Source organism: Paenibacillus puerhi (assembly GCF_009846885.1).
GTDB lineage: Bacteria > Bacillota > Bacilli > Paenibacillales > NBRC-103111 > Paenibacillus_G > Paenibacillus_G puerhi.
Window position 1 is genome coordinate 1 of sequence record NZ_WUWM01000032.1, and the last position, 25864, is coordinate 25864.

General features: G+C 46.9%; 26 protein-coding genes and 1 pseudogene. 19 read left to right on the forward strand and 8 right to left on the reverse strand.

The features are described 5' to 3' along the window. Positions 1 to 266: 266 nt before the first annotated feature. Entirely contained in the window at positions 267 to 1232 is a 966-nt protein-coding gene (locus GSF01_RS23460; RefSeq protein WP_159887711.1) for a helix-turn-helix transcriptional regulator, read from the reverse strand. A gap of 105 nt (positions 1233 to 1337) precedes the next feature. On the opposite strand from GSF01_RS23460, the gene GSF01_RS23465 reads away from it, so the two are divergent. From GSF01_RS23465 to GSF01_RS23475, 3 genes are all read left to right on the forward strand, one after another. Then, on the forward strand, positions 1338 to 1652 hold the full coding sequence (locus GSF01_RS23465) for an effector binding domain-containing protein (RefSeq protein WP_159887712.1): 315 nt from the start codon (positions 1338 to 1340) through the stop codon (positions 1650 to 1652). A gap of 23 nt (positions 1653 to 1675) precedes the next feature. Continuing rightward, the gene (locus GSF01_RS23470) at positions 1676 to 2098 is read left to right on the forward strand and encodes a DoxX family protein (protein ID WP_159887713.1); all 423 of its coding nucleotides are present in this window, start codon (positions 1676 to 1678) and stop codon (positions 2096 to 2098) included. A gap of 97 nt (positions 2099 to 2195) precedes the next feature. After that, positions 2196 to 2675, forward strand: coding sequence for a GyrI-like domain-containing protein (locus tag GSF01_RS23475; protein ID WP_159887714.1), 480 nt, complete (start codon positions 2196 to 2198; stop codon positions 2673 to 2675). Between the two features lie 228 nt (positions 2676 to 2903). Here GSF01_RS23475 and GSF01_RS23480 read toward each other — a convergent pair whose 3' ends face one another. Beyond that, on the reverse strand, positions 2904 to 3329 hold the full coding sequence (locus GSF01_RS23480) for an exosporium protein C (protein ID WP_159887715.1): 426 nt from the start codon (positions 3327 to 3329) through the stop codon (positions 2904 to 2906). A 451-nt stretch (positions 3330 to 3780) separates the two neighbouring features. Between GSF01_RS23480 and GSF01_RS23485 the strand changes: the two genes are divergently transcribed. Continuing rightward, on the forward strand, positions 3781 to 4881 hold the full coding sequence (locus tag GSF01_RS23485) for a DUF3626 domain-containing protein (RefSeq protein WP_159887716.1): 1101 nt from the start codon (positions 3781 to 3783) through the stop codon (positions 4879 to 4881). 93 nt (positions 4882 to 4974) lie between these two features. Here the strand turns inward: GSF01_RS23485 and GSF01_RS23495 are convergent, their stop codons facing one another. The 4 genes from GSF01_RS23495 to GSF01_RS23510 form a co-directional block, all read right to left on the reverse strand. Beyond that, the gene (locus GSF01_RS23495; RefSeq protein ID WP_159887718.1) at positions 4975 to 5571 is read right to left on the reverse strand and encodes a helix-turn-helix domain-containing protein; all 597 of its coding nucleotides are present in this window, start codon (positions 5569 to 5571) and stop codon (positions 4975 to 4977) included. A 36-nt stretch (positions 5572 to 5607) separates the two neighbouring features. After that, a complete protein-coding gene (locus GSF01_RS23500; RefSeq protein WP_159887719.1) occupies positions 5608 to 7644 on the reverse strand; it encodes an AAA family ATPase in 2037 nt (678 codons plus the stop codon). Positions 7645 to 7650: 6 nt separating this feature from the next. Next, positions 7651 to 8109, reverse strand: a complete 459-nt coding sequence (locus GSF01_RS23505) for a DUF6530 family protein (protein WP_159887720.1) — start codon at positions 8107 to 8109, stop codon at positions 7651 to 7653. Between the two features lie 247 nt (positions 8110 to 8356). Next, complete coding sequence (locus GSF01_RS23510; protein WP_328803705.1) at positions 8357 to 9376, reverse strand: phosphotransferase enzyme family protein; 1020 nt, start codon at positions 9374 to 9376, stop codon at positions 8357 to 8359. Between the two features lie 276 nt (positions 9377 to 9652). Between GSF01_RS23510 and GSF01_RS23515 the strand changes: the two genes are divergently transcribed. From GSF01_RS23515 to GSF01_RS23570, 13 genes and pseudogenes are all read left to right on the forward strand, one after another. Continuing rightward, on the forward strand, positions 9653 to 10828 hold the full coding sequence (locus GSF01_RS23515; protein ID WP_159887722.1) for an FAD-dependent oxidoreductase: 1176 nt from the start codon (positions 9653 to 9655) through the stop codon (positions 10826 to 10828). A 53-nt stretch (positions 10829 to 10881) separates the two neighbouring features. Next, the gene (locus GSF01_RS23520) at positions 10882 to 11574 is read left to right on the forward strand and encodes a TetR/AcrR family transcriptional regulator (RefSeq protein ID WP_159887723.1); all 693 of its coding nucleotides are present in this window, start codon (positions 10882 to 10884) and stop codon (positions 11572 to 11574) included. Positions 11575 to 11613: 39 nt separating this feature from the next. Continuing rightward, positions 11614 to 12660, forward strand: coding sequence for an alpha/beta fold hydrolase (locus GSF01_RS23525; RefSeq protein WP_159887724.1), 1047 nt, complete (start codon positions 11614 to 11616; stop codon positions 12658 to 12660). 354 nt (positions 12661 to 13014) lie between these two features. Continuing rightward, positions 13015 to 13971 carry a quinone oxidoreductase family protein gene (locus GSF01_RS23530; RefSeq protein ID WP_159887725.1) on the forward strand — a complete coding sequence of 319 codons (957 nt, stop codon included), beginning with the start codon at positions 13015 to 13017 and terminating at the stop codon, positions 13969 to 13971. Between the two features lie 6 nt (positions 13972 to 13977). Then, positions 13978 to 14412, forward strand: coding sequence for a MarR family winged helix-turn-helix transcriptional regulator (locus GSF01_RS23535; RefSeq protein WP_159887726.1), 435 nt, complete (start codon positions 13978 to 13980; stop codon positions 14410 to 14412). 184 nt (positions 14413 to 14596) lie between these two features. After that, on the forward strand, positions 14597 to 15151 hold the full coding sequence (locus GSF01_RS29875; RefSeq protein WP_235941700.1) for an ATP-binding cassette domain-containing protein: 555 nt from the start codon (positions 14597 to 14599) through the stop codon (positions 15149 to 15151). Between the two features lie 7 nt (positions 15152 to 15158). Further along, positions 15159 to 15521, forward strand: a complete 363-nt coding sequence (locus tag GSF01_RS29880; protein ID WP_235941701.1) for a LytTR family DNA-binding domain-containing protein — start codon at positions 15159 to 15161, stop codon at positions 15519 to 15521. A 137-nt stretch (positions 15522 to 15658) separates the two neighbouring features. Further along, positions 15659 to 16504 carry an ABC transporter ATP-binding protein gene (locus tag GSF01_RS23545; protein WP_159887727.1) on the forward strand — a complete coding sequence of 282 codons (846 nt, stop codon included), beginning with the start codon at positions 15659 to 15661 and terminating at the stop codon, positions 16502 to 16504. 201 nt (positions 16505 to 16705) lie between these two features. Beyond that, positions 16706 to 17212, forward strand: coding sequence for an ABC transporter permease (locus tag GSF01_RS23550; RefSeq protein WP_159887728.1), 507 nt, complete (start codon positions 16706 to 16708; stop codon positions 17210 to 17212). A 43-nt stretch (positions 17213 to 17255) separates the two neighbouring features. Next, entirely contained in the window at positions 17256 to 19550 is a 2295-nt protein-coding gene (locus tag GSF01_RS23555) for a preprotein translocase subunit SecA (RefSeq protein WP_159887729.1), read from the forward strand. A 66-nt stretch (positions 19551 to 19616) separates the two neighbouring features. Then, the gene (locus GSF01_RS23560; protein WP_159887730.1) at positions 19617 to 20564 is read left to right on the forward strand and encodes a helix-turn-helix transcriptional regulator; all 948 of its coding nucleotides are present in this window, start codon (positions 19617 to 19619) and stop codon (positions 20562 to 20564) included. 73 nt (positions 20565 to 20637) lie between these two features. After that, complete coding sequence (locus GSF01_RS23565; RefSeq protein ID WP_159887731.1) at positions 20638 to 21165, forward strand: DinB family protein; 528 nt, start codon at positions 20638 to 20640, stop codon at positions 21163 to 21165. A gap of 96 nt (positions 21166 to 21261) precedes the next feature. Beyond that, a pseudogene (locus GSF01_RS23570) lies at positions 21262 to 21711 on the forward strand (DNA-3-methyladenine glycosylase); the annotation flags it as partial. Between the two features lie 15 nt (positions 21712 to 21726). On the opposite strand, the gene GSF01_RS23575 reads toward GSF01_RS23570, so the two are convergent. Continuing rightward, the gene (locus GSF01_RS23575) at positions 21727 to 22635 is read right to left on the reverse strand and encodes a helix-turn-helix transcriptional regulator (protein WP_159887733.1); all 909 of its coding nucleotides are present in this window, start codon (positions 22633 to 22635) and stop codon (positions 21727 to 21729) included. A gap of 101 nt (positions 22636 to 22736) precedes the next feature. On the opposite strand from GSF01_RS23575, the gene GSF01_RS23580 reads away from it, so the two are divergent. Both GSF01_RS23580 and GSF01_RS23585 read left to right on the forward strand, forming a co-directional pair. Beyond that, positions 22737 to 23198 carry a VOC family protein gene (locus GSF01_RS23580; protein WP_159887734.1) on the forward strand — a complete coding sequence of 154 codons (462 nt, stop codon included), beginning with the start codon at positions 22737 to 22739 and terminating at the stop codon, positions 23196 to 23198. Positions 23199 to 23382: 184 nt separating this feature from the next. Beyond that, on the forward strand, positions 23383 to 24807 hold the full coding sequence (locus GSF01_RS23585) for a PQQ-dependent sugar dehydrogenase (protein ID WP_159887777.1): 1425 nt from the start codon (positions 23383 to 23385) through the stop codon (positions 24805 to 24807). A 99-nt stretch (positions 24808 to 24906) separates the two neighbouring features. On the opposite strand, the gene GSF01_RS23590 is transcribed toward GSF01_RS23585, so the two are convergent. Next, positions 24907 to 25797, reverse strand: coding sequence for a LysR family transcriptional regulator (locus GSF01_RS23590; RefSeq protein ID WP_159887735.1), 891 nt, complete (start codon positions 25795 to 25797; stop codon positions 24907 to 24909). Between the last annotated feature and the right edge of the window lie 67 nt (positions 25798 to 25864).

A 25864-nucleotide genomic window follows, 5' to 3' on the forward strand; every position in this document is an offset into this window, starting at 1 on the left:
TCTCCTTCGTCAGTTCTCGCAAACCTTACGATAGGAGTTTAATAGGATGCTGGCAAGTGTCTCTTTTGCATTTAACTTAGCATTTTTACGCTGCAATATTCGGCACTTTTATTATGCAATAAACACCATGTCCTCTCTGATTATATGGCTTGCCGCATTATCGCTCATAAATATAGCGAATTTGGTAGGCCGGTTCAGATTGTATTACCACTTGAAGAAAAAGAAGCATCTTGTAGACGAAGGCTGATCGGCCATGCTGGGGGCAATTACTTGTTTCCCAATACATCCACTCTGTCCTGCAATTCTTCTACAACCTCCTTCGGTATTTCCCTGACCTGTATATCTGCACCCAAGAAAAGCAGCCAATTTGTTATCTCGGTCAATTCATCCGGATGATGAACATTGAGGAACGTCTTTAAGATCGCCGTAGTTTGATAAGGATTCGTATATGAAATCGTCATGTTTAGAGGATGATACTTTTTGAATTGGGCAATCGCCTTGGGACCAAGTTCGACGACTAGGTTAATGGCTTCTTCCTGTTTGCCTAGTTGTTCGGCAATCTTCTTCTTGCTCATTCTTTTTTTCTCGGGGTATGGTTTGACATCGGTGAGATTGTCGACGGGAATAATCCGCCTCTTCTCCTCCACAAGGTCGAAGCCTTCAATTTGCCAAGCGCTTTTTTCGCGATACAGGCGCATGAGATAGATGGGATAAGACTTGATTTCCCTTGCTTCTTCGACGGAAACCGCTAAGTAGCGATCTTCAAGAAGGATCTGGATGAGTTGTTCTAACATCGGATGGGGCAGGTCTGATAGATCAAGCAGGTCAGGATTGTGGGGGTTGGTACCTTCGAAGAGCAAAATCTGATTTAACAGAACAAGATCATCTTGCTGATTTTGAGAGATGAGGCCGAGCAATTTTTCCGCCAAAGAGTGGCGGCTCTTGAGATAAGGGAGCTGCAGATTGCGCGTGGCCATGAAGGCGATAAAAAGTGCCTTAATCTCATTATCGGTAAAGCGGACTGTGGGCAGGACGGAATTATTCATCACAAAGTAGCCCCCATCCCTCCCGACTTCGGCGACTAGCGGCATTCCCATCGCTTCAATCTCCCTGATGTCTCGAATCGCCGTCGAACGGGAGATGTTGAACTCCTGCATGATTTCCGAGATGGTAAAATGGGCGCGGTTGTTTATGTACCGCATGATGATGTTAATCCGCTCAACTTTTTTCATAGGGCCCTCTAAACAGTATCATATTTTGACATGATTTATCGTTATTATAAACCTATCAAGCGGAAAAACAAATGACTTGGTCAAATCGAAAAAGGAGCTGGGATGATGGCAACGTATACCCTAAAGGAAAAAGGCGGCTTTAACGTTGTAGGGATCGGAACGGAACTGAAGAGCGAGTACACAAAGGTACCGGAAGAACACAGCATGATCCATTTCCCTAAAGGACAATACCTCGTCATTCAAGGCGAAGGGAAGACGGCTGATGAGCTCAGCAGCTCGCTTACCGGCATTGCCTTTGGTCAAGTGCTTCCGGCAGCCGATAAGTTCGCCTATGTCGGCGGCCCCAATGCAACGGTCGAGATGGGGCGGCGAGACGGCCTCGTATATGGGGAAATGTGGATTCCGGTTGTGCCGAAGTAAACGAGATCAAAGGAGGAATTGGAATGAGCACGATTACCGGTAATGAGAAGATCGCAAAGGTTGAATCTCGTCCTATCGGAAGGACAGCCGCTTATTGGATCGTCACCATCATTCTCGCATTCTCTATGGCATTAAGCGGGATCGGGCAATTGATGCGATATGGCGGCAATGTCGATTTGGTCACCGATATTGGTTTCCCGTTATATATCACGAACATTCTCGGGACTTGGAAATTGCTTGGAGTCATTGCGATCCTAATCCCAGGCTTCCCCCGGCTTAAGGAATGGGCTTACAGCGGTATCTTCTTTCTAATGACGGGCGCGTCCTTATCTCATGCGTTCGCACATGATTACGGCGATGGCGGATTCCATGTGATTCTTCCGCTTTTCTATGCCGCGCTTGGCATCGCCTCTTGGGCGCTGCGTCCGAAAAGCCGCAAACTTTAATAGTCGTGACGCCAAACAGTAGCAGATTTTGACACGATTTATGGTTATGATAGACCTATAAAGCGAATAAATTCATTCAAAAAAAGGAGCTGGAATCATGGCAACGTATACCTTTGAGGAAAAAGACAGCTTTATCGTGCTTGGTATCGGAACGGAGCTGAAGAGCGATTACAGGGACTTTGCCGGCATGAACAAGGAGAAGGAGAACTTTTGGCGGGCCGTGGAGCAGGATGGAAGGCTCGACATGTTAAAGGCGATCGCTGCGAACGACTACATCTTTGCCGTAAACGAAGCGGTCAATCAGAAGATGATGTATTACGCTGGCGTCATGACGGATTCGTCGGTACCGGAAGAGCACAGAGTGATCCAATTCCCTAAGGGACAATACCTCGTCGTTAAAGGCGAAGGGAAGTCGGCCAATGAGCTCAGCAGCATGCTTACCGGCATTGCCTTTGGTCAAGCCTTGCCGGCAGCCGATCATTACGCCTATGTCGGCGGGCCCAATGCAACGGTTGAGATGGGGCAGCGGGACGGCCTCGTTTATGGGGAAATGTGGATTCCGGTTGTAGAGAAGTAAACGAGATCAGCAGGAGGAATGAGGATGTCCACTATCGTTGATTTTAAAAACTTGTTTCGAAGATTGTCAAAATAGAGATGGGCAAGTTACCACGTGAAATCAGAGCATCCCCTATTGAGGTGCTCTGATTTTTGTCTTTCCTGCCTGAACCGCTTTTAGCCAGCAGACGGATATTCAGAGTAGGACGAGGCCTATCCATTTGCGCGTGACGTCGATGATAAGAGGCTGTTAGTTTCTGGTTTTAACAGCTAGCCCACTAAACGATATGGGTCCTACTACATCTACTCTTGTATTCGCAGTACGGTTTTCTGCTGTGACTGTGTAAGCATGAGTACCCGCTTTTACATTTCTATCTTCAGCCTGGAAGGTAACTATATAATTTTGCTCTGAACCCGTAGATTCGATACCTTGCAGTGTGTTGAAAATTTCTTTATTACCGCGGAAGACTCTAAAGAGAATTTGACCAATGCCTTTGATACCTCTGACACCAACGGATGCTACCAAATCTACCCGATTCGGTTGAGAATTCACTGGAATCCGTATTGGGATCGTTGCAATGCCAGATTTTTGTGGGGAACGTCGAATAGTAAACGATTTGGCCCGGTTGAAGCGACTAAGCGGCTGGACAGCCGCTTTATCAAGGATACGTACCACAATATCAACTCCTCTTTTTGTATGCTCCAATTTATGTGAGAGCGAGAGAGAATGATTGGGCACATCTAAGATAATTCATAGTCCATGTCCTTGACGTAGAACGGGATGGGTAGCTGTTATGTTAACCCGTCCCGTTTTAATTTAGCCGTTATAGCGTATATGCTGAACCGTATCATAAAATAAGGGCAAGTTTTTTAGCGGAGTTCCTTGCGGGGCATGAATTTGTATATATGTGTGTAGGTTCAGGGGTCATTGGAACCTTATATCCAGGATTTATCTGGTCCTGACACGAACTATCGGAATTGTAAATAGAAGCAGTCCGCGACCTACCCACCTGAAAAGAAAATGATCCCTCGAAAAGGGGCTTGGCTCTAGGTCACGAATATGATATATGTACCAAAACTGCTTGAGCTAGACGGACTGAAGTATTGTATTTTGGCAGGTGATATGGATGTCAAACAAGTGTCAGCTTACAAGATCACAGAACATGGCAATTCAGCATATTAGACAGTATGCTGCTTCGAGAAGGGTAGCTGCGCAGGCATCGATCCGAGAAATTCTCCAGTTGTCGAATATCCCATTGAGTAGTTATGAGGAGGCTGTCTTGAAACTCCGATCGCATGCCAGAGTAGCGTTGCATTTCCATCCTGACCGTCCGCTTGCTGGCAAGAAAAGCGTGGCACAAGCACTTCTCGAACAAGGGGCATATAAGAGTCAGTTTGAGACGCAGATTTCTAATGGCAGCGTGTCTGCATACCCGGGCGGTGCTCGGGACCTTTGGGAGTTGAAGCTATTTGGAGGCGCCTATCAGTTGGAGGGCACCACCAACAGGGAAAGGCCCAAATACGGGGCGTTGGATGTCATGTTGCATTCGGATGGTCCGTCTCCGAGGTTTGGATCGTGCTATTTCCTTCTTGTTCCACAAGCATCCTATCGTTGCACATATACTTACGGTGGTTCCCAGGATGATCCCCCAGAAAAAGGTACCTATGAAGAAGTCGATGACATCTTAGCTGCTGTTCTTAAAGATGCATTCTTCCGAGAATATGCCCTTGGAGAAAAAGAACTATCGCCCCGAAAAATGGTCGATCGACTATTGTTCAGCTTAGCCCTACCTATCACTGAACGGGTAAAACAGATGCCTAGTCGAAATCTTAATCACTTTATTGAGACCCAAGTCCACGGTGATATTACTCTGCAAGATGACGTGGAAATATTGGTGGCTGACCCTTCGTTTCAAGGAACAGACACAGGGAGAACTTTAGAGCGGCTATGCTCAAAATATTCAATAGAACTTCATTGGCATAAGGGATTTGCTATCCAGGCCGATGAAGTACCACCAGATTTTAGGGGGGCAACCATGCCCTCACTTGCCAAACGGATAGCCATCGACAATCTTGTTGACGCTAGAGCGGTCGGAGCTGCGGTCAATGATTTGAAACGCAATCCGGAACTTTGGAGCGATAGAGGAAGTTATGAAGAGGTGCTCCAGGAATTAAAATACATGTGGCACGTGCTGGTGAGGTTCGGAGAACCGGTTCCCAAACCTTAGCCAAGGCAGCCATTACCACTTGCACCATGCGCTTCAATACCCTCAAAGGAATCGAAACAACTGAACGAGAAGATCTTGGTGAAGCGACTGATACTAGTTAAAAAGATCCGTATATTTTTGCAAACCGTGCTTTGTACAATACACATATAAGTCACCGTCGGTTTTCATCATGGGAATACGGACTTCTGCACTTTGTTCCGGATATAAACGGGTGAGAAGTACTCTGTCGGAAAGCACATACGCCACAAATGCGATATAGTGGGCTTTCGTCATATCATGTTGGATGGAAATATAGTAGTCCATGTCCATTTCTTCCACTGTAATTTCATGTTCTGTTGGGTAAGGTACTGGCTTTAACGGCTGCAGCTTTCGTCCGCAGCAGGAAATGGAGGCATTCCCTGTACTCGTCAGAATGTTTCCACAGGCAGGGCATACATAGAATTGGGTTTTATCAATCTTCCCCACATCAGGCAGATTTGGATCAAGCTTTCCTTCCAGCATTTTTTGAATGTCTGCACCCAGCACTGCCGAAAGCTCAGACCAAAGGGTAACATCGGGGCAACCCAAACCGCACTCCCATTTGGATATAGTTTTGTTGCTGATATTTAGCAAATCCGCAACCTGTTGTTGGGTCAGCCCCTTTTCTTTTCGTAGTTGATAAATGAAACGCCCAACCTTGGCGCAATCCACCGTAATCACCTCCAGGATGTCAAGAGCTTATCATTGCTATAGGTAATTAGCAATGACTTGAACCAGCCGTGCCGGAAGCTGCCGTAAATCGGTGATGTCCAAAAAGCGTCCCTGCCCGTAAATATCACAAAGGGTCTCCTTATCTTGCCCAATAGCAGCAGCAAGAAATAAAACGCCTTTGCGGCTAAATTCCTGGATCACGCCTTTCATATCAGCTATGGCAGCCTCGCCAGTATAGTCCGGCATAGCTTTTGGCTGACCGTCGCTGATGCTGATGAGCAGTTTCGTCTTTTGCGGCGCTTTCATCAGCTTTTCCGCCAGGATGCGCAGCGCCATGCCATCCCGGTTGTTGCTATGTCCCTGAATCGCCATGAGGCCATATTTATCGTTCAGTGACGGGTTCTCGTAGTCAATATAAGAATAAAGGGACATCCGTTCCAAAGATGAGCGGTCTGCCGTATCCCCGTAAATCAGCAGTGGTATTTTGCAGCTTTCACAAAATTCATAAACGGCGACAGCCGCCTGCTTGGCTGCATCCAACCGCCCAAAGGCACTCATGGAGGCTGATTCGTCAATTCTAAGTGCCACCGCAAGAGAGGGTTCTTCATCCGGCGGGTATTTGCGAGAATAGTAGCGAAAATCAGGAGTAGCCAGCTTCTCAGCATGGAATTTGGTCCCATAAACACGGGATTTTGCGAACTCTGTGGATACTTCGTGCTCCAACAGCGGAACGGTTTTTCGCACCAGCTCCCGAATTACTGGCATCAACGCCGACGCAATCTGATGATATTCACGCTGATGGGCAAGCGTTGCCTCGGGTCTGTGAACAATCAGATTTACTTTCTCATGGGAAGAGCCCTTTACCATTTCCCGTGCTTGTTGGTTCAGACGCTTCCGAAAATCTCGTCTTTGCTGCTCCAATTCCGCAGGGGTTGTTTGTTTCAACTCGTGATAGATGGGGTTTCCGTCCTCGCCATGATCCGAGCTTTCCGTGTCGGCGGCGCTTTCTGCATTATGATTTGAATGGCCTTCGCTGCCCGTTGACTTCCGCAGGGCAACCGCCGGAATGTCACCCGGCACAGGGCTAGAGAGCTCGGTTTCCATAGTTCCTTCTGTGTGGATTTCCATTACCTCGCCGTTGGTTTTCGCTCGCCGTTCCGAGATCTCTTCCAGCTCTGACAGCATCCCCTGCTTGGATAAGGCTTGTTCCAGAATAACGATCTCATCGGGATCGGTGGTGATTTTATAAATGACCTTGTGGTACAGCGCGTCCACCGTCTTGGAACCCTGAAGGACAGCGTCCACCCAGAAAAAATAGGAGCGCATACCTGCTACACCCTTTATGGCGTTTGCCTTAGCGGTTTGATCCAGCAAAACGATGACCCGGGCAAAAGTCAGCAGCAAATCGTCATCCGTACAGCCGGTTTTAGCCGCTGCCCGTTCCATCATAACTTCAATAGCGGGCAAGTCCATCTTCTCACTGTGCTGAACCCGGTCACGCAAAGCCTCGTTGAGCGGGCGGCAGCCGTTGTAGCCACGGTTTGTGGTAATTACCGCGATAAAATCGGGATGACGATGGACAATCCGGGTGGGTAGATTGATGCTGCCGTCCGGTTCTAACGCCGAGTTAAGTGACATGAGCACCGCTGCATCACGAATTACGGTAGGCTCCTGAATTTCCAGCAACCAGCCGTTTTCATAAGCTCGTACAATTTCTGACGGATAATATTTGTAGGTTACGGCTTCCGTATTGTTTTCATCCTCTGGCAGTACCGGCAGGATGGAACCTAATACGTCGGATTTGTCCATATCCGCAAAACAGGTCACCTTAGTATAGGGCAATCCAAAGTCAGCGGAGAGAGCTTTTGCAAGCTGTGTTTTGCCGGAACCAGCATCTCCCTCTAGAAGAATATTTGTAATTTTCATTTCGCCGCGTGTCCAGTTCCGATAAACCTCTGCACAAATGCGGCGCTCAGCATCGCTCTCGATGTGGGTGACGGGCTTGTGCCAGACAAGGGATTTTTCTTCTTCCGTCAACTGTCTGGCAGGCGACAGAAGCCATTGATTGTTCATTTTAACCTACTCCATTTCTTCAAATATTCGGGACAGCACACGCAGCCGTTCCCCGGTCAGTTCGCCCAACTCATTTAAAGCCTGGGAAAACTTCTGAATGTCTTCGTTAATATTCGGATTTTCGGTACAGACAACGACCGGCAGAACACCGCCCTGAACTCCAATCCGCTCTACGGTCGGTTTCTCGGGATCGTATAACAGCGGCAGCCGATAGGCTTCACGAAAATACAGCAGGGTGCGGCTCAGAAAAATCATCAGATCAAGCACTTGATGAAGGGGCAGTTCAGTGCTGACTTCTAATTCGCCGTTCGCTGTTTCTTTCCAGATTTGCGCTGCAATTTTCAAATTCTTGTTGATTTCCAAAGTCGGTGTGCCCAGCGTCAACCTTTTGATGTCAGACGCGTAGGCGTTTTTTCCATCTATACGGTCATACTGATCGGCAATCATGACGATATCCTTGTTCATCTCCAAATCCTCCTTGTTTGTTTATCCTGCGCCAGGTGCTGCTGTTTGTTTCTTTTCATCTCTATATTGTTCACCTCGGTTTTATTGTATAGGCTGACATAATGAATACAATCCACGCTCCGTAGAGTCTACGGGTGCTCGCGACGCGAATGGGAAAATGCTATAGGCACGGAAAGCAAGGGCACTCTCAAGCAGTGCCCTTTTGTTTTCAAACCTTGCAGCCGTATCCTAAATGAATATACGAGCATCATTCCTCTCCCTGCTGATTCTCCCACTCCTGTAATAAATCCATTGCCTTTAATCGGGGAAGCCATGTTTGCCTCATAATGTCTAACATCTTACGGCTTCTTACGCTTTGCGGGAACTGGGCGGCGAACCAAGCTTCTCGGGGCAATCGATACAAGCAAGAAATCAGTTTACGTTCGGTCCGGTCTAAAGGACGGATTTCTTCGTACCCCTTTAACAAGGCGTGTATGAAAACGGGATTAAATTGAGTCGTGTTCATGAGGGCGGTTGCTAAGTCAACATAGATCGACCCTAATTTAATGCGATCCCAATCGATAATGAAGAGCTGTCCGTCATCGGCAATAATAACATTCGGGGTAGTAATATCGCTGTGTATGAATGCGGGGCGTATCCTTTCCTGCTCCATAAGGTTTACTATCTCCGGGCTCTTGATTTCGGTCCAGACCCGATCCGAAATCTGGTTACAGGATTCCCCGAACTTTTGATACCATCTGCGGGTCCATCTGTTCGTGCGGTTTGCTTTTGCCATCCGTCTGCGAAAGAGACGGTCTTTGTATTGCCATAGCCGGATATGATCAAAAAAGGGGCCACGAATAGGAGCAGAAAGGTTGGATGTGGTATGCAAGGAGGCAAGAACTCGTCCGAGCTTTTCAAAATCCTCTTGATTTTCCATACTTCTTCCATGGATCCATGGGGTTACGTAGAAGGGCCTTCCTTGGTTTAAAGTCCATAACCTTCCGGAATCGCTCGCGAGCCATTTAGGCATGGAATTGAAGCCATTATTCATCAGGAAATGTACATAGGTTGCCGTTGTTTTTATTTGATCAATTGTACCTGTGCGAAGTAAATGACTTCGGAAAAAGGGCTTCATCGCATAGGTTCCTCTTTTCGTCCGTACTCGGACAACGGCGTTCCTGCGATAAAGAGACGCGATCGAGTCTGAACGTGACGGATTGAGGCCGAAACGGCGGACAATTTTGCGTATTCGGCTTTTGGAATAGGCAGTTGCCATGGGCAGCATCGCTTCTTTCAAGAAAAAATAGGGAGCATACACCTATGCTAAGTTATTCATGAAGAGGAGAGCGTGTATGGCCTAGAGCCTAAGAACCATTTAAAGACTTGCTCGGCTTGTTCGAGCTGATGGGGAACTTCTGGACGGCCTCTCACAATTCTAGGATTATGATTCGGTTCATCCAAGAACAACTAACCATAACGAACATCATTCTTTACGAACGGTGTTCGTTATGGTATAAATGAGATATGCTTATTACGACAAATATGCTGAGGAGATGCTTACATGACAACAACAAGTACGAAAGATCAAAGGCGCATCGCTATTATCGGAGGCGGCCCCGCTGGACTTACGCTTGCGCTCATTCTTCAGCGGCACGGCATTCCATCGGTTATTTATGAGCGGGAGCTGGAAGACAAGAGCCATGAACGTGGAGGTTCTTTGGACATTCATGAGGAATCCGGCCAACAGGCGCTGAAGGAAGCCGGACTTTATGGGGATTTCCGAAAAATAGCACGATATGAAGGGGAGGACTTTCGGTTATTCGATAAGACTGGAAAATGCTTCATGGATGAAGTAGCCGATGAGGATGCTCCAGGAGGGCGGCCAGAGATCGACCGTGGCGTACTTTGCGATTTACTCTTAAGTAAGTTGTCCCCGGCGATCATCCGTTATGGGTATAAGCTAGACAAGGCCATCTCACTAGCCAATGGCATGACAGAGCTTCATTTCGAGAATGGGTTCGTGGATACCGCGCATCTTGTAGTTGGAGCTGACGGTGCCTTCTCCCGGGTTCGTCCGCTGCTTTCGGATACGGATGTCCGTTATTCGGGACTAACCATGGTAGAGCTTAATGTTGTGGACGCTGCTGAACGCTATCCTGACTTGGCTGCATTCAACCGCCGTGGCAAAGTGTTTGCATTGGGCGATCACCAAGGCATTTTGGGCCAGTTGAACGGCGACGGGTCCATTAAGGTCTATGCGAGCCTGTGGGTCGATCGGGAGTGGCTCGAAACAAGCGGTATTAGGTCTGAAAGTCCGCAGGAAGCGAAAGCAAAACTGCTGGAGCTCTTCCAAGATTGGGATGAGTCGCTCAAAAATTATATACGCTATGCGGCTGATGCTGTCCTTCCAAGGCGAATCTACATGTTACCGGTCGGGTTCAAGTGGAAGAGAAATTCCGGCGTTACGCTGATCGGTGACGCGGCCCACGTTATGTCTCCGTTCGCTGGCGAAGGCGTCAATATGGCGATGCAGGACGCGATGGAGCTTGCGCTTGCGATCGTACGAAATGATGATCAAGCAAAGGCGATCGAGGAGTATGAGGAGAAGATGTACGCGTATTCGTCGGAGATGGCCCGAGAGTCAAACGATAATCTCGTCCTTTGCTTCTCGGATGAGGCAGCGCGGAAGCTTACCGAGCTTATGAATTCGTATCATGAGCAGCTTAACGAAGTGTAACAGTGCCTGGAGGGCGGATTTACTATTTGCTATGGGTATGATATAAGAAAAGTATGATGAATCCTAGCCGAGTTATTGTCAGCCGACGGGCACGTCCGGCCAAAGAACCGCTCAGTCATGAGCTGATCGTGAAGACGGCCTACGAACTGCTGAAAGAAGAAGGCATCTCCGGTATGAGCATGAGGAAGGTAGCCAAAGCGTTGGATACCGGACCTTCCTCGCTCTATGTATACGTGAAAAATCTTCAGGAGCTAAGCTCCTATGTCCTGGATCATGGACTTGGCGAGCTCGACCTGCCAGAGCTTACAGATGGCAATTGGAAGGAGCAGCTGTCCCGAGCACTCGATGCGTACGTGACGCTGCTGATCGAGCAGCCCGGTCTTGCCGAGCTGTCGCTTCAGGTGATTCCGATCGGGACCCATGCATTCCGGTTAAATGAATACTTGCTTGCGGTCCTGCACAAGGGCGGGATCACGTCCACCTCGGCAGCATGGGGGATGGATCTGCTGTTGCTGTATGTTTCCTCGATCGCTTTCGAACGAGCGGCTAGGTCCAAGAACGAAGACGAACAGGTGGCAGCCATCAAGCACTTCTACCAGGCTTCTGACCCGGTTCGCTTCCCGCTCATTCACAGTCTGAAGGAGGAATTGTTCTCCGGGGATACCATCCGGAAGGAACGGTTTTATTGGGGAATCGAAGTGATCGTGAACGGTATTTTGCAGGCTAACGATTTGCAGCGTAGCTAGATCGGTTGTTGGGCGGTATTTGCCTGTCGGGGTGATGAGATGCGAAGAACTAGATTTAAAATAGTTAAGCGTGGATTAATAGTCGTTGTTTTAATCGTTTTATTAGCATTGTTTTTCCCTACATGGACGCCTCCTATTAAAGGGGAGAACAGTATCAGCTTTTTAGGACAAGTCGAAATAAACGGTACGGAACATGAGATGATGATTCGGGGAGTCGATCTGAATAATCCGATTATCCTTTTTGTACATGGGGGCCCGGGATGCTCTGAGATTCCATACGTGAGAAAATATCAGAAAGAACTTGAACGGAACTTTACAATCGTGCATTATGATCAGCGCGGGAGCGGGAAATCCTATCATTTTTTCGAAGACTATTCGAACCTGACAACCGATTTGCTGGTGGATGATTTGTTGACATTGACAGATTATATTGTGAAGAGATTTGGACAAGAAAAGGTTCTGTTGGCCGGACATTCGTTCGGTACATATATTGGGATGAAGGCCGCAGCTAAAGCACCTGAAAAATTTTTTGCTTATATTGGAATTGGACAAGTGGGCAATACGATTCAGAGTGAAAGGGATAGTTTGGAATATACGATTGAGCAGGCCAAACAAGCTGGTAATGAGGACGACTTAGAAACATTAGCGCGTCTTCGAAGCTCCATTGAACAGGGAGTGGGATATACGCCTAGAAGCCTGATACGTAAATATGGAGGCGCTTCAAGACTCATTAACGATAACAGAGATTATGTATTGGGGTTTCTCTTTCATTCTGAATATAACGGACTGGATGTAATTCGTTACCTAAGAGGAATTTCCGTTACACAAGAAACCTTGTTAAACGAAAAAGCTAAACGGAATCTTCCTAATATGGTAGACCATGTGGAGCTTCCTGTTTACTTTGTGATGGGGAAATTCGATTATATGACTTCTCTTAATGCGGCAAAAGATTATTATGAGGATTTAACGGCACCTATTAAAGATTTCGTTCTGTTTGAGAATTCGGCTCATTACCCGCAGTTTGAGGAAAAAGAACGGTTTAATGCATGGCTAAATCAAACTTTTAGTTCGATGAAGGGTACTTGATTCAAGCAGGTTGACGATAGGTTACCATGGCCACGTGTAGATATCCCCTCCGTTGTTAAGCTAAAATGAAAATAAAATAAGACAGTGCGCCGCGGCAACCGACAATCGATCGGCTGCCGTTGTTCGTTGAAATGGAGGATAGTCGGAACAGTCATTCAGCATCGACTGGGTTAGAGCTATGCGGAAGAGTATGGATGGGTTTGCCTCCGCAGCATCTCAAGGCATTAGAGGCCGCACAAGATAATGGTTCGGAGGTGAGTTTGAAATAAAGTGTGCATTTTGCACACATTCTATGTTATACTTAGTTATGTGCAATATGCACGTAATATCGGGTTGAAGAAGGGTGGAATACCAGTGAAGGCAGCGATCGTGAAAGAGAAGGGGACAAATCCCGTCCTGGGTCAATTTGATTCTCCCGTTGCGACGGACGGACTGGTTGTAGTTAACGTTTCGGTGGCGGCCTTGAGCCGGGTTAGCAAGTTTCGTTCAATGGGTCTGCACTACTCATCGGATGTTTATTTTCCGGTTGTAGCTGGTATGGACGGTGTTGGAGCTTTAGAAGACGGGTCACGTGTTTACTTTGCGATGTCCGCTGCGCCCTATGGCAGTTTGGCTGAGCAAACCATGGTCAACGAGAAGCTGACGGTCCGTTTGCCGGATGGGATTGATGACGTCACGGCTGCCGCTATCGCCAACCCGGCTATGTCGTCATGGGCTGCCTTGGTATTTCGAGCCGGCTTCAAATCTGGCCAAACGGTGTTGATTAATGGCGCTACGGGTGCATCCGGCAGTTTAGCGGTTCAGATTGCTAAGGGTCTGGGGGCCAAGAAGATCATTGTAACAGGACGCAACGAATCGAAGCTGCATGCGCTTGAAGCCGATGAGGTTATTGCATTTGATATGACAGCCGACAACGGCCAAAATTTGTTTGAAACAGCTCTAATGCCGGTCATTGCTGAAGGTGTTGATGTTATATTGGATTACCTCTGGGGCGACAGCGCGCTCGCCATCATGTCAGCGCTTGCGAAGACGAATACGGATCGTGCGACCCGCTTTGTAAGCATTGGAACTTCATCTGGCCAAGAAAGCATACCGTTACCTTCATCTATTTTACGCTCATCAGCAATCGAACTCGTAGGCAGCGGAGGTAAGAGTGTTTCTAAAGCGGATATGCTGACTGCTGCTAAAGGCGTTTTTGAGATGGCTGCCGAGGGGAAGATAACTATTGCTACAGAAGAGTTCGCTCTAGAGGATATCGAAAAGGCTTGGGATGCTCCGCTTATGCCGCGTCCAGTTGTAAAGGTGCAATAGGGAGACATGGAAAACGAGATTTTTAAAGCGCTGATTGATATAGTTTCCCTTATCAATCGGCCGGACCGCGATAAGAAAATGATTGCGAATGCCGGTGTGAATTTGGAGGCGGCAGCCTTTCGCGTCTTCGTTGGCATCGGACATCTCCAACCGACTAGTGTGGGAGATTTGGCTGACATGATGGGGAAAAATTATTCGAGCGTTAGTCGGCAAATCGATAAGCTGGAGACCGCCGGGTTGGTTCACACGTATCCGTCCAGCTCAGATTCCCGCATTCGTGTGTCTGAATTGACGAAATACGGGGAGGAAATCAATACAATGATTAGCCTCACCCGCGAGCGTATTATGCGTGAAGCTTTGGCTGATTGGACGCAGGAGGAAAAAAACGTCTTATTGAATAACTTAAGGCGTTTATTCGAAACCATGCAAAGGTTCGATTAGCTATTGAATATTGAAGCAAGAGCCATGCAAAACTGGAATTCGCGCCGGCTGGATGCGGGTTCAAGCTTTTGCATGGCTTTTTCGCGCATCGGCCTGGCCGATCAGATAAAGAAACTGACAAAAAAGTATCCCAACCTTATAATTGTTATATATATCCTATAGAGACAGTGGTCGGGAGGACGCCATGCAGTTTCAACCAATGTATGAGGACGGGGAATTACTTCTACCAAAGATTGAATTAACTATGACATCGAACCAATCGATTGGCATTATAACGGATGTAAAGCGAAAGCAGCTTTTAATGAATCAATTAGTTGATCGCTCCCAATATTATTTATTTCGAGTTCAACAAGGCGAGTATATGCGCTTATCGGTGGAAGAGCTCATTACTTTTCTAATCCAAGTAACGGAGAGGAATGAGCGTGTCGCTTCGTTATTGGATTATTTTGCTTTAAAAGAAGACCGAAAGGTAAAAATCAAAGATCTAAGCTCATCGAAAAGGATGTATGTGACTTTGCTGCGTGTCTTTTTTGCGCATCAGCCTACGCTTGTACTGGAGGAACCGTATTTTTACTTGGAAGAGCAAGATCGTCGCCAATTTAAAAGGATTCTAGATGACCTTTTGAGAGAAAAGCGAGTATTAATTTTAACTTCGAATTTAGAGGATGCCATGATTTCCTGTGATGCCATTTATCGATTGAACGAGTTCGGATTTCATCCATTGGATATTCGAGGATAAGCAGGAAGTGCAGGAACAAGATCGGGCCAATATAACCTTGCAGAAGATTTCTACGAAAAGAAATGACAAGGTGATTTTATTTGATCCGCCTGAAGTCGATTACATAGAAAGTATAGATGGTTCGATCCTTGTTCATGTAAGTGGAGAACATTATGTCTGTGCTTTGACGCTAACCGAGCTTGAGCAGAGATTATTAAATTTCGGATTTTTTAGGTGCCATCGATCCTACATCGTTAATCTGCAAAAGGTAAGAGAGATTATTACTTGGACGAAGAATAGCTACAGCTTGCGATTAAATACAGGTAAAGATGCGGTGGTTCCGTTATCTCGTTCCAAATTGCAGGAATTAAAAGCACTTCTTAACCTATAATTTCCGGGGTAATACCGAACCAATCAAGCATTCCATGGTACCATTCAGGCGATTACAGCTACATTTCGGCGGGTTTTGATGACTGAAGGCATGCAATCCTTATATAGTTAGGCCATCAACTCTAAGGAAGTGGGTTCATGGAGGTTATCCGCGTAGAGCATATTCGCAAGAGCTTTGGAAACAAGGATGCATTAGCCGATGTGTCTTTTTCCATTCCAAAAGGAGAAATTTTTGGATTCCTCGGTCCGAGTGGTTCAGGAAAAACAACATTAATCAAGATTTTAACGGCGCAATTAAGGCCGACGAGTGGACAAGCAAGTGTATTCAACCAGCCGGCGGAGATGATGCATCAGTCTGCACAGAAGATGCGCTTTGGCATTTTGACGGATAACAGTGGTCTTTATGAGAGATTAACGATTGAAGAAAATCTAGAGCTGTATCGCCAATTGTATGATCTCCCCAGATCCTCGATCGATAAGGTTCTGCAGTTTGTAAATTTAAGCGGAGAGCGCAAAAAGAAAGTCAATCGTTTATCGAAAGGGATGCGTCAGCGTGTCATGCTGGCATGCGCGGTGATCCATGAGCCGGAATTATTATTTTTAGATGAACCTACTTCGGCTTTAGATCCCGTAAACTCCGCACATATTTATAAAGGCCTTCGTTACTTAAATGAGAAAGGGACAACGATATTTCTAACAACGCATAATATGGCTGAGGCAGAATGGATATGTAACCGTGTAGCGATTTTGTATCAAGGACAAATCCAAACGATCGGCTCGCCCAGGGAGCTAAAAAAACAGCATCGAGAAAACGTAATTTGTGTGGACTTAATAGATGGGGAGGCCTACGAGCTCCCGATTGATAAGGGAACGGCCGATCAAATAGCCGATTGGATGAAACGAGGGTTAATTGATCGATTAGAAACGAAAGAGCCGAGTCTAGGTGATATCTTTATTAAAATGACTGGAAGTGAGTTACTATGAGTATCTCATTAAAGCGTGCCAGGGCGATATTTGTGAAGGATTATAAAGAATTTTCACGTAATTATGCGATCTCCATTATTTTGCTTATCCCCATTATATTCGCCTTTCTTTTTCGAAGTGCAGGCCCGTCTTTGCCTGGGGCTATCGGTTTTCTTCTAAAATACTTCGTTTGTGATACTAACGTGTTTAGCCCAAGCATGCTTGATTGCGGAAGAAAAGGAGCGCAACACCCTGCGATCCTTAATGATGACTCCGGCCACGACCATGGATGTTTTAATCGGTAAAAGTACTTTAGTCTTTGTCATGTCTGCTGTTGCTCTGGCTATTGCTACGTATATATTGGGCTATGAGCCAGCTAGTATAGGGGCGTTTGTAGCAGCAGTCCTTCTTTCGATTATTCTATACACAGCAGCCGGGACGATATGTGGGCTATTCTCCAAGACGTTACTTGACGCATCATTGTCTATCATTCCTGTGGCGTTCATATTCACTGGGGCGCCATGGGGGGCGTTACTAGCGGATGATTATCCGATCCTCAAAGTGCTGGATTACGTACCAAGCAGTCAACTTGTTCATTTGCTAAAAATACGCCATATAGGCTTTACGACGGGAGATTTATTAAAACCCCTCCTCATTATTTTGGCATGGACGGTTGTATTGACGATTGTGTCTATTGTTTTGTATCAACGACGGTTAAAGGATGAGTAGGATAGAATCGCGCGTATTTCTACCTAGGAGGGATCAAATTCCGATGCATGCAGCCGTCAAGTGGATGCAAGAATTCAAAGACCGCGATACCCGGCATCAGCTGAAAGGCTATCGGGACAAAGCGGAGCTTATCAGGAAACGGAGCTTGGAAGCTTGGGACGATCAAAGGCTGCAGTCGGAATCTCTCCGGTTGAAACAGGAAGCAAAATCGGGTACGCCTTTGGATGAACTGCTTGTCGATGCCTATGCGCTAGTCTGCGAGGCAGCGAAGAGAACGCTCGGACTACAGCCTTACGATGTCCAAGTCATGGCTGCTATCGCTTTGCACGAGAGATTTTTGATCGAACAGCATACTGGAGAAGGAAAAACGCTCTCTGCTGTTATGCCTGCTTATCTACATGCTTTAACCGGCCAAGGCGTTCATGTGCTGACTTTTAACGATTATTTGGCCAATCGAGATGCGGAGTGGATGGGCCCGATCTATCGTTTCCTCGGGTTAACGGTAAACGCGGTTCAAGCGGGCATGAGCTTGTCCGAGAAACGGAAAGCGTACGCCGCGGATATAACCTATGTGACGGCCAAAGAGGCGGGATTCGATTATTTGCGCGACACGATCGCTCTGAACGAAGTCGATACCGTGCATCGTCCATTCCACTACGTCATCGTCGACGAGGCGGATTCACTGCTTCTCGACGAAGCGCGGGTGCCGCTAGTCATCGCCGGCGAGCCGAGCTCCTCGGGCGACGATGGCATTCGTTTCGCAGCAGTGGCCAGGCAGCTCGAGCAAGCTGAGCATTACGACTTCGATGAGTTCAAGCGGAACGTTTATTTAAATGAAGCCGGCTCAGCGAAAGCGGAATCGCTACTGGGATGCGGCGATTTGTACGAAAGCCATAATAGTCAGTTGCTGATGTCGTTAAATTGCGCGCTGCATGCGGAATTGTTATTGAAAAAAGACGTCGATTACATCGTTCGGGACGGTAAAATCGAACTGATCGACGAATATACCGGCCGCGTGGCGGAGAACAGGCATTTGCCGGACGGGCTGCAAGCTGCGCTTTCGGCCAAAGAAGGACTACCGCACTTGGCAGGAGGGAAAGTTCTCGGTACGATCACCCTTCAACACTTCCTTAGCCTATATCCGAAGATTTGCGGAATGACGGCTACGGCGCACGTTTCCGCAATGGAATTCGAACATATTTATGCGCTGCAGGTCGTGCAAATTCCGCCGAACCGGCCCAACATACGGATCGACCATCCGCCCCGGATTTATACCCATAAAGAAGCCAAGCTAAAGGCGCTTGTACAAGAAATCTTGACCGTCCATAGGGCGGGACGTCCGATTCTCATTGGTACGTCAAGCGTCGGAGAGTCTGATAGGCTGGCGGAGGCGCTAGCGGATGCCGGAGTACCTTGCCATGTTCTGAATGCGAAAAACGACGCAGAAGAAGCCGAGATCATCGCCAAAGCGGGAGAAATCGGCGCCGTGACGGTGTCTACGAATATGGCGGGACGCGGCGTCGACATTCGGCTCGGCGGCGGCAACCCCGCGCAAGCAGAAGCTGTCGCCAAGCTGGGCGGGTTGTACGTGATTGGTACGCATATGCACCAAAGCGTGCGGATTGACAACCAGCTGCGCGGGCGTTCCGGCCGCCAAGGCGACCCGGGAGCTTCCGTATTTTTCGTAAGCTTGGAGGACGAGTTGTTCCTTCAGTTCGGCATTGGTAGAGCGATTTCGCCCCTGTATCGCGATCTTAGGCAGGATGAGGCTCTCGAAGATTCGGTGCTCCACAGCAAAATTGCGCATATTCAGCGGGTTATTATGGGCCAAAACTTCGATATCCGCCAGGAGTTGAACCGTTATTCGGATATGGTGGAGGAACAGAGGCGTATTCTATACGAGGAGCGGCTCGGAATTTTGAAAGGCGAGACGCCTATGAGCCCTTCGGAGCAGCGGGTACGGCTTTATTATATCGACAAGTTCTGGGCCGACCATCTGGCCTTCGTTTCTTACATTCGCGAAAGCATCCATTTGACGAGCCTTACTCATCGCAATCCGATCGACGAATTTCATGCGCAACTCATCCAAGCCTACGAGCAAATTCCGGCTAACATCCATAGAGAGTCGGCGAATATGCTCGTCAAGCTCGGAGGTTCGAATGATCCGGCAACGTGGGAAAAGTTCGGACTGAAGAGCCCTACTTCCACTTGGACTTATACCGTCAACGATCAATACATGGAGTACTTGCAGAATCCCGGTTCATGGGCGCCAGGGACGATCATCGCTTATTGGATTCGCAAGCTATTGAGGCCGGCATTCGGGTGGTCAAAATTTTAATCGGGACGAATACGAGCAGCGAACGCTCGATTCATCCTAGGCTGACGGACAGCGGGGGAACAGATCATGAACAAAACCGATCGGCAGCTCGCCATCATGCTTGAGCTGCAACGGAGCAAGGTATTGAGAGCGGAGGATTTGGCGTCTCTATTTGAGACGAGCGTGCGGACCATATATCGAGACATACAAGCTCTAAGTGAAATGGGTGTTCCGATCCTTGGGGCTCCCGGGCAGGGTTATTCCCTAATGGAGGGATATTTTCTTCCACCAGTCGGGTTTTCTGTTGAAGAGGCCGTAGCCTTGCTTATGGGTACGGACTTTATCGAGCAGCGCTTGGATGGTGATTACGGAAATGTATCTAGGTCGGCTCGACGGAAAATTGAAGCTATCCTGCCGGAATCCGTGCGCGGCGAGTCGACGCGCGTTCGGGAAACGATGCGGCTTACTCAGGCCGGCGAGCCGGTAACCAGCTGGAAGGAAAAGGAGTATCTCGGGCAAGCGAGGCGGGCGATTATGGAACGCCGCAAATTACGTATGACGTATCTGAAAAAAATGCCGGAAACGGACGGCAATCGGAGGAGCACTCGTGAGGTCGCTCCATACGGATTGGCGCTTGTTCTGGGAAATTGGATTTTGATTGCACGTTGCGACTTGCGGCAGGAAATTCGGCATTTCCGGTTGTCGCGGATCACCGGGCTTACCGTATTGGAGGATCGCTTTCTCATTCCACAAGGGTTTAACCTTAACAGCTACCGTCCGCCGGACGACCGTAACGTACGGGTGCTGGTTCGGGCTAATCCCGTCATTGCGGACAAAATCTCGGAGAGTTGTCATTTTTATATGGAATCGACCGATGAACGAAAAGATGGCCTTTTAGTCAACTTTCGTGTCCGTCATCTGGAGGAGCTGTTGCCTTACATCCTCAGCTGGGGCGGAGATGTCGAGGTACTGGAACCGGAGTCATTCCGACATCGGGTTCGGGAAGAGGTCGAAAAAATGTTAAAACGCTACTGACACGCTGTTGTCATCAACGTTATTTTATATTGGGATTATATCCAAGAATGAATAATAAGGAGTTGTTTGATTCATGAGAAGTACAGCGGAAGCATTGCAGTCATTTGAGGCGGTAGTAGGACGTTATTTCATCGAGCTGGATAGCCTCGATATGGAGCAGCTGATAAAAAAAGCGAATGAGGAGGAGTGGTCGATTGGCCAAATGTATATGCATTTGATTCAATCGGCGCAATTCATGCATTTGCATAATGTCGATCAATGTTTGGCTGGAAGTGAAGCAACCGTAGACGCTAGGGAGGAGAAAACGGAGAGGGGCAAGGAAGCCTTCGAGCTAGGAAGTTTTCCGCCCGTTCGGATTCAGGTCCCTGCATCCCCGCAATACACCCCGAAACAGCCGGAGAGCAAGGAGCAGCTGACGGAAGGCTTGCGTCATGTCATGGAGCGGATGAAACGTACTGAATCTGCTTTGAGTAAAGTGACCGAGAGCAAAAAGATGGTTCATCCCAGATTGGGCGCACTAGACGCCAATGAGTGGTTTTTGCTTATAGACATGCATTACAGGCACCATCTATTGCAGCTGGAACGTTTGAAAAGTTTGTAAACTATTCATGAATTCATTTGAAATGGAATGAAGTTTAATGAAAAATGAGAGGATATTAACCGAGGACTAACAGGTAACAAGGAAGGTGGGGGCGGGTTGCAACAGCCTTTGAATGAATCCTTTTTCCAACAGCCGACTCTGGAATTGGCGCGCTCTCTCCTCGGGATGCTGCTAGTGCATGAAACCGAAGCGGGTGAAATCTCGGGTTGGATTGTGGAAACCGAAGCATACTTAGGGCCGAATGACCGAGCGGCGCACAGCTTTAACAACCGCAGGACGCGGAGAACGGAGGTTATGTTCGGACCTGCAGGACGAGCTTACACTCATTTGATGCATACTCACTGTCTCTTGAACGCGGTGGGTGGGGGGATAGGCGATCCGGAAAGTGTTCTGATTCGGGCGCTTGAACCTTGCGCAGGAATAGAGAGCATGTACAAGCGCCGCGGAAGTGTCAAGAAGGAGCAAGAGTTGACGAACGGACCGGGTAAGTTGACCAAAGCGTTTGGGATTGGAATGGAATTCTATGGTGCATGGGAGCCGCCTTTATCGGAGTTCGCCTAATTAATAGTTCTTCAGCATTTGATGTAAATAATTTCGAAAGTCTTCAACGTATGGCCCAGGCTCTACGATTTTTAGATTGGTGCCGAAGCTTGCTAAAAACTGAAATCCTGTACGGCTGTGAGGGACATCAAACGTTACTAAGTCATATTCCGAACTGTAGCTCTCGATACTCTTTCGACCGTACCGTTCAATGAATTGGTCCTTTACACTTGGCGAAATCAATGCCTTCACAGCGACTAACTCCGGCTGATATCTTGCGTCGCGTTCTTGTTCCGATATAGGTTCTCTCGGGTTGAATGTCGCCTCATCCATGTTCAGATTATCGATCCGAGATAATTTGAACGTTCTATATGTCATGCGATGTAAGCAGAATCCCTTCAGATACCAACTCGATTCGCTAAAATGAAGCTCATAGGGCTCGACGATTCGATTCGTTGCAGCCCCATTCTTATCGATATAATCAAAGGAAACTAACCTTCTCTGTAAGATCGCTTGCTGGCATATCCTCAAGGCTTGAATAATCTCAGACCGACCCTCCCAATCATAAAATGACAGTTGAATCGGACTTTTCAGAGGCAATGGGCTAACCATTGCTTCTATTTTTTTAATCGTCATTTCCACTTCTTCGCTAAGGAGTAGCTGTTCCAATCCGCCGAGCGCAGTTAATATATTTTCCAGGTCTGAGCTGCTTAATAGACGTTTATCCACCTTGTAATGATCCATAATACCATAGCCGCCGTTAACGCCATGGATCGCATAGATCGGGATGTTCGATAGACTTAAGGTTTCCATATCGCGAAGAATCGTTCTTTTGGAAACATGAAATAATTGCGCGAATTCTTTAGTCGACACGACTTCTTTTTTGAGCAATATCATGATGATGGAAATGAGTCTCTCAACCTTGTCCATAGGTTCACCTTCTTCTTTCTGCTCCATCTAAGAAAGGTGACAGAAAGCTGTCACCTTTTATGTATTATACTACATTCATCACAAGAAGGAGGTAATGCTTGATGTCGGCTATTGCTTATGTAAACTTTGACGGTTGTGCAGAGCAAGCGATTGCATTTTATGCGGAGGCTTTAAATGCGCTTGAAGTAAAGCAAGTTAAGTTTAAGGATTTCCCGCAAGACCCTAACTATCCATTGCCGGAAAATGAGCTGAATATGATCATGGAATCTTCATTAGTATTCGCAGGCGGGAAAATCATGATGTCGGATGTTCTGCCATCTATGAAGGCGGTAACAGGGGAGTTGGTGAAAGGAAATCAGGTACTGATAAGCCTAGTTATCGATGATCAACCGAAGCTGGAGGAGTATTTCAACAAGTTGGCTGTTGGCGGCCATGTTATCATGCCGTTATCCCATACACCTTGGTCTTCGTGCTTTGGCCTGCTCGTAGATCAGTTCGGGGTTTCCTGGAAATTCAATAGCGACGCAGATCAATTTCTCGATCGTGTGCTTTCTACTAACTAGCAAGATTTAAGATGCTCAAGCTGCGGAGACGGCCTCGCCTCGGGCGCGCTGTCTCCGCCTGCCAGCTTCATCTGCTTCTGCTGCTCGTACTCGCGATTGACAATCCAATGTGACGGGGTACTAAAGGAACAGTTCTAATCATATTCCTAAAAAAGGAGGCAAGAGGAGGGAGTGCTACAGCTTGTTGACGAAAGTTAAGGTTAGTTTACGGCCCATTGTAAGCAAGTTAAATATGCCTACTGTTTTGAAGACAGCTATACTTCCAGCGGATTCAATTGAAAGACTATTTATTGCAACCCAAGTAGGAGAGATCTTTTACATACAAAACGGAGTTATAAGGACTTTTTTAGATATTAGTCCGCGAATCCTAAAGCTAGGTGCTTCTAGTGGAGGATATGATGAACGAGGATTGTTAGGGCTAGCCTTTCATCCCGAATTTTATTATAACGGCTTGTTTTATCTCCATTATTCAGTAGCTGGAACTCAAGGCCCAGGTGCTCTTCCAGGTGCATTTGAATCTTTTAAGCCTAATCCGTGTGATCCCGGATCACTAAACCTAAAGTGGATAAATAGAGAAATGCACTATGATCATATAGATACAGTTGAAGAATGGATGTTACAACCGAAGGGTCAACCTCAAAAACGCCGGACATTACTTAACTTAAGAAGACCCTTTTTAAATCATAATGGTGTGAATAGCTTAAACTTCTCACCTGAAACAGGAAAACTTGTTTTGACAACCGGAGATGGCGGATCAGGTTATGACCCATTTAATTTAAGCCAGGATAACATGGAGATAGCAGGGAAAATTATTGAAATTGATGTAGCTAAGAATCCTTTTAATTATAATCCGCCCGTAGTCACACGCTTTCATGAACTTCCCGCACCTATTCAGGAGACGCTTACGGTAATGGCCAAAGGGGTTCGCAATATCCCGGGCATTTCCTTTCAAAGGGTTTATAATCAGTATGTCAAATATGTGGGAAATGTCGGACAGGCTTTGGTAGAGTCGATATTTTCATTCGTTCATCATAGACCAATCCCGGTTACCCAGCTTGTTCAAGCTTCTTTGATGAATTCGGAACCTGACCAAGAAGGATTTATTAACTTTGGCTGGAGAGGGTGGGAAGGCGCTTTTCCTACCTCGATGATTAGGGGCTGCTCTGCAAATCCAACTTTGGATCAGAAAACAATGGCTTATTACAATGAAGCGGTAAAAACCTCGGTGAAGCGTCTTCAGCCTTTAACCAGTTATTTTCATAAAGATCCAAGGCCCGATAAATTTGGAGGAACTGCACTTACGGGAGTTCAGCCCTATATGGGGAAGGGAATTCCCAGCTTGACGGGAAGCGTCGTGTTTACCGATCTTGCTCGGGATAAAGGAGCTCAGCCTCCAGTTAGAGGAGTTTTGGCTTATACCCGGGTACCAACAGATTGTAAACTGAATGATTTTAGTGTTATTGAAACCGATTATAATTTTGGGTCTCAATCCGCTTATTATGTTAGTTTGGGAACGAACTTGGATCAAACCAGACTATATCTAGGCGTTTATGGCTCTATGAAAGTAGCTGATTTTAACCAAGGCACCGTTTTTGAAATTGTTTCATAAATTAATTTAGCCCCATCTGAGCCAGCAACAAGGCGAAAGTGGCTGCTATACAGGCCGATCCGGCTAGTCATTCTTAACGACATAACGGATCGGTTTTTTTTATTTGACCGCCCATTCATTGCTAAGCAAATAATCGCCAAATTGAGTAATGAGCTCCGTTGAGATCGCGCTTCTTTTGCGCATTAATACTAAGTTTCGGGGCACTCGAAACATCTGGCAGTTCGCAACGGATAGCAGACCCGCCTCCAGTTCAACGCGGATGGATGAATAAGGCAGCATGGATACGCCCAGTCCGCTAATAATGGCTGATTTAACGGCTTCCAAGTAACCAAGCTGCAAAACTACATTAATGTTATGTCCTGTCAAAATATTCTCCATCATGGATTGTATAAATACATCGGGCGAGTGGAAAATAAAGGGCAGCGTAATAATTTCCTCAAAAGAGACAAGCCGGTTAGAAGCCCAGGGATGATTGCCTGGAAGGACTAGCACAATTTCATCCTGAATAATAGAGGATACTTGAATCTCGTCGCGTAAAACGACACTCTCATAAGTAATAGCTATGTCTAACTGGTTTTTGATAAGTTTATCTATAAGATTGGTGTTACTGTCTTCAAATATCGTATTAAAGTATACATGAGGGTTATGTTCGATAAAACCCGCAATCATATCCGGGAGATAATAAGTTCCCGTGAGATTCGATACTCCGACGAATAGCTTTTCTTGATGGCGTCCCACGCGCATCAACGCTTGCTCCGCTTCCTCCACCATATTAAAAATTCGTTTACCGTAATCAAATAACGTCTCTCCGTGATGGGTTAAACGAAACACCCTTCCCTTTCTTTCAATTAGCTTTTCTCCCAAGGATTCTTCCAATTTATTAATATGCTGCGAGATGGCAGGCTGGCTAATATTAATTTCAGAGGCCGCTTGTGCAAAGCTCTTCATTTCAGCGACAACGCAAAATACATATAAATGATGAAGATTCACGAAAATCACCCCTCTAGTTGCCATAAGTAAAACTTATCTGAGAATAGTTTATTTGTATTTTACTATG

Excerpts from the sequence above, each read along its gene's own strand:
- GSF01_RS23460 (WP_159887711.1), bottom strand. The coding sequence starts at position 1,232 with ATGAAAAAAGTTGAGCGGATTAACATCATCATGCGGTACATAAACAAC.
- GSF01_RS23465 (WP_159887712.1), top strand. The coding sequence starts at position 1,338 with ATGGCAACGTATACCCTAAAGGAAAAAGGCGGCTTTAACGTTGTAGGG.
- GSF01_RS23470 (WP_159887713.1), top strand. The coding sequence starts at position 1,676 with ATGAGCACGATTACCGGTAATGAGAAGATCGCAAAGGTTGAATCTCGT.
- GSF01_RS23475 (WP_159887714.1), top strand. The coding sequence starts at position 2,196 with ATGGCAACGTATACCTTTGAGGAAAAAGACAGCTTTATCGTGCTTGGT.
- GSF01_RS23485 (WP_159887716.1), top strand. The coding sequence starts at position 3,781 with ATGTCAAACAAGTGTCAGCTTACAAGATCACAGAACATGGCAATTCAG.
- GSF01_RS23500 (WP_159887719.1), bottom strand. The coding sequence starts at position 7,644 with ATGAACAATCAATGGCTTCTGTCGCCTGCCAGACAGTTGACGGAAGAA.
- GSF01_RS23505 (WP_159887720.1), bottom strand. The coding sequence starts at position 8,109 with ATGAACAAGGATATCGTCATGATTGCCGATCAGTATGACCGTATAGAT.
- GSF01_RS23510 (WP_328803705.1), bottom strand. The coding sequence starts at position 9,376 with ATGCTGCCCATGGCAACTGCCTATTCCAAAAGCCGAATACGCAAAATT.
- GSF01_RS23515 (WP_159887722.1), top strand. The coding sequence starts at position 9,653 with ATGACAACAACAAGTACGAAAGATCAAAGGCGCATCGCTATTATCGGA.
- GSF01_RS23520 (WP_159887723.1), top strand. The coding sequence starts at position 10,882 with ATGATGAATCCTAGCCGAGTTATTGTCAGCCGACGGGCACGTCCGGCC.
- GSF01_RS23525 (WP_159887724.1), top strand. The coding sequence starts at position 11,614 with ATGCGAAGAACTAGATTTAAAATAGTTAAGCGTGGATTAATAGTCGTT.
- GSF01_RS23535 (WP_159887726.1), top strand. The coding sequence starts at position 13,978 with ATGGAAAACGAGATTTTTAAAGCGCTGATTGATATAGTTTCCCTTATC.
- GSF01_RS29875 (WP_235941700.1), top strand. The coding sequence starts at position 14,597 with ATGCAGTTTCAACCAATGTATGAGGACGGGGAATTACTTCTACCAAAG.
- GSF01_RS23545 (WP_159887727.1), top strand. The coding sequence starts at position 15,659 with ATGGAGGTTATCCGCGTAGAGCATATTCGCAAGAGCTTTGGAAACAAG.
- GSF01_RS23555 (WP_159887729.1), top strand. The coding sequence starts at position 17,256 with ATGCATGCAGCCGTCAAGTGGATGCAAGAATTCAAAGACCGCGATACC.
- GSF01_RS23560 (WP_159887730.1), top strand. The coding sequence starts at position 19,617 with ATGAACAAAACCGATCGGCAGCTCGCCATCATGCTTGAGCTGCAACGG.
- GSF01_RS23565 (WP_159887731.1), top strand. The coding sequence starts at position 20,638 with ATGAGAAGTACAGCGGAAGCATTGCAGTCATTTGAGGCGGTAGTAGGA.
- GSF01_RS23575 (WP_159887733.1), bottom strand. The coding sequence starts at position 22,635 with ATGGACAAGGTTGAGAGACTCATTTCCATCATCATGATATTGCTCAAA.
- GSF01_RS23580 (WP_159887734.1), top strand. The coding sequence starts at position 22,737 with ATGTCGGCTATTGCTTATGTAAACTTTGACGGTTGTGCAGAGCAAGCG.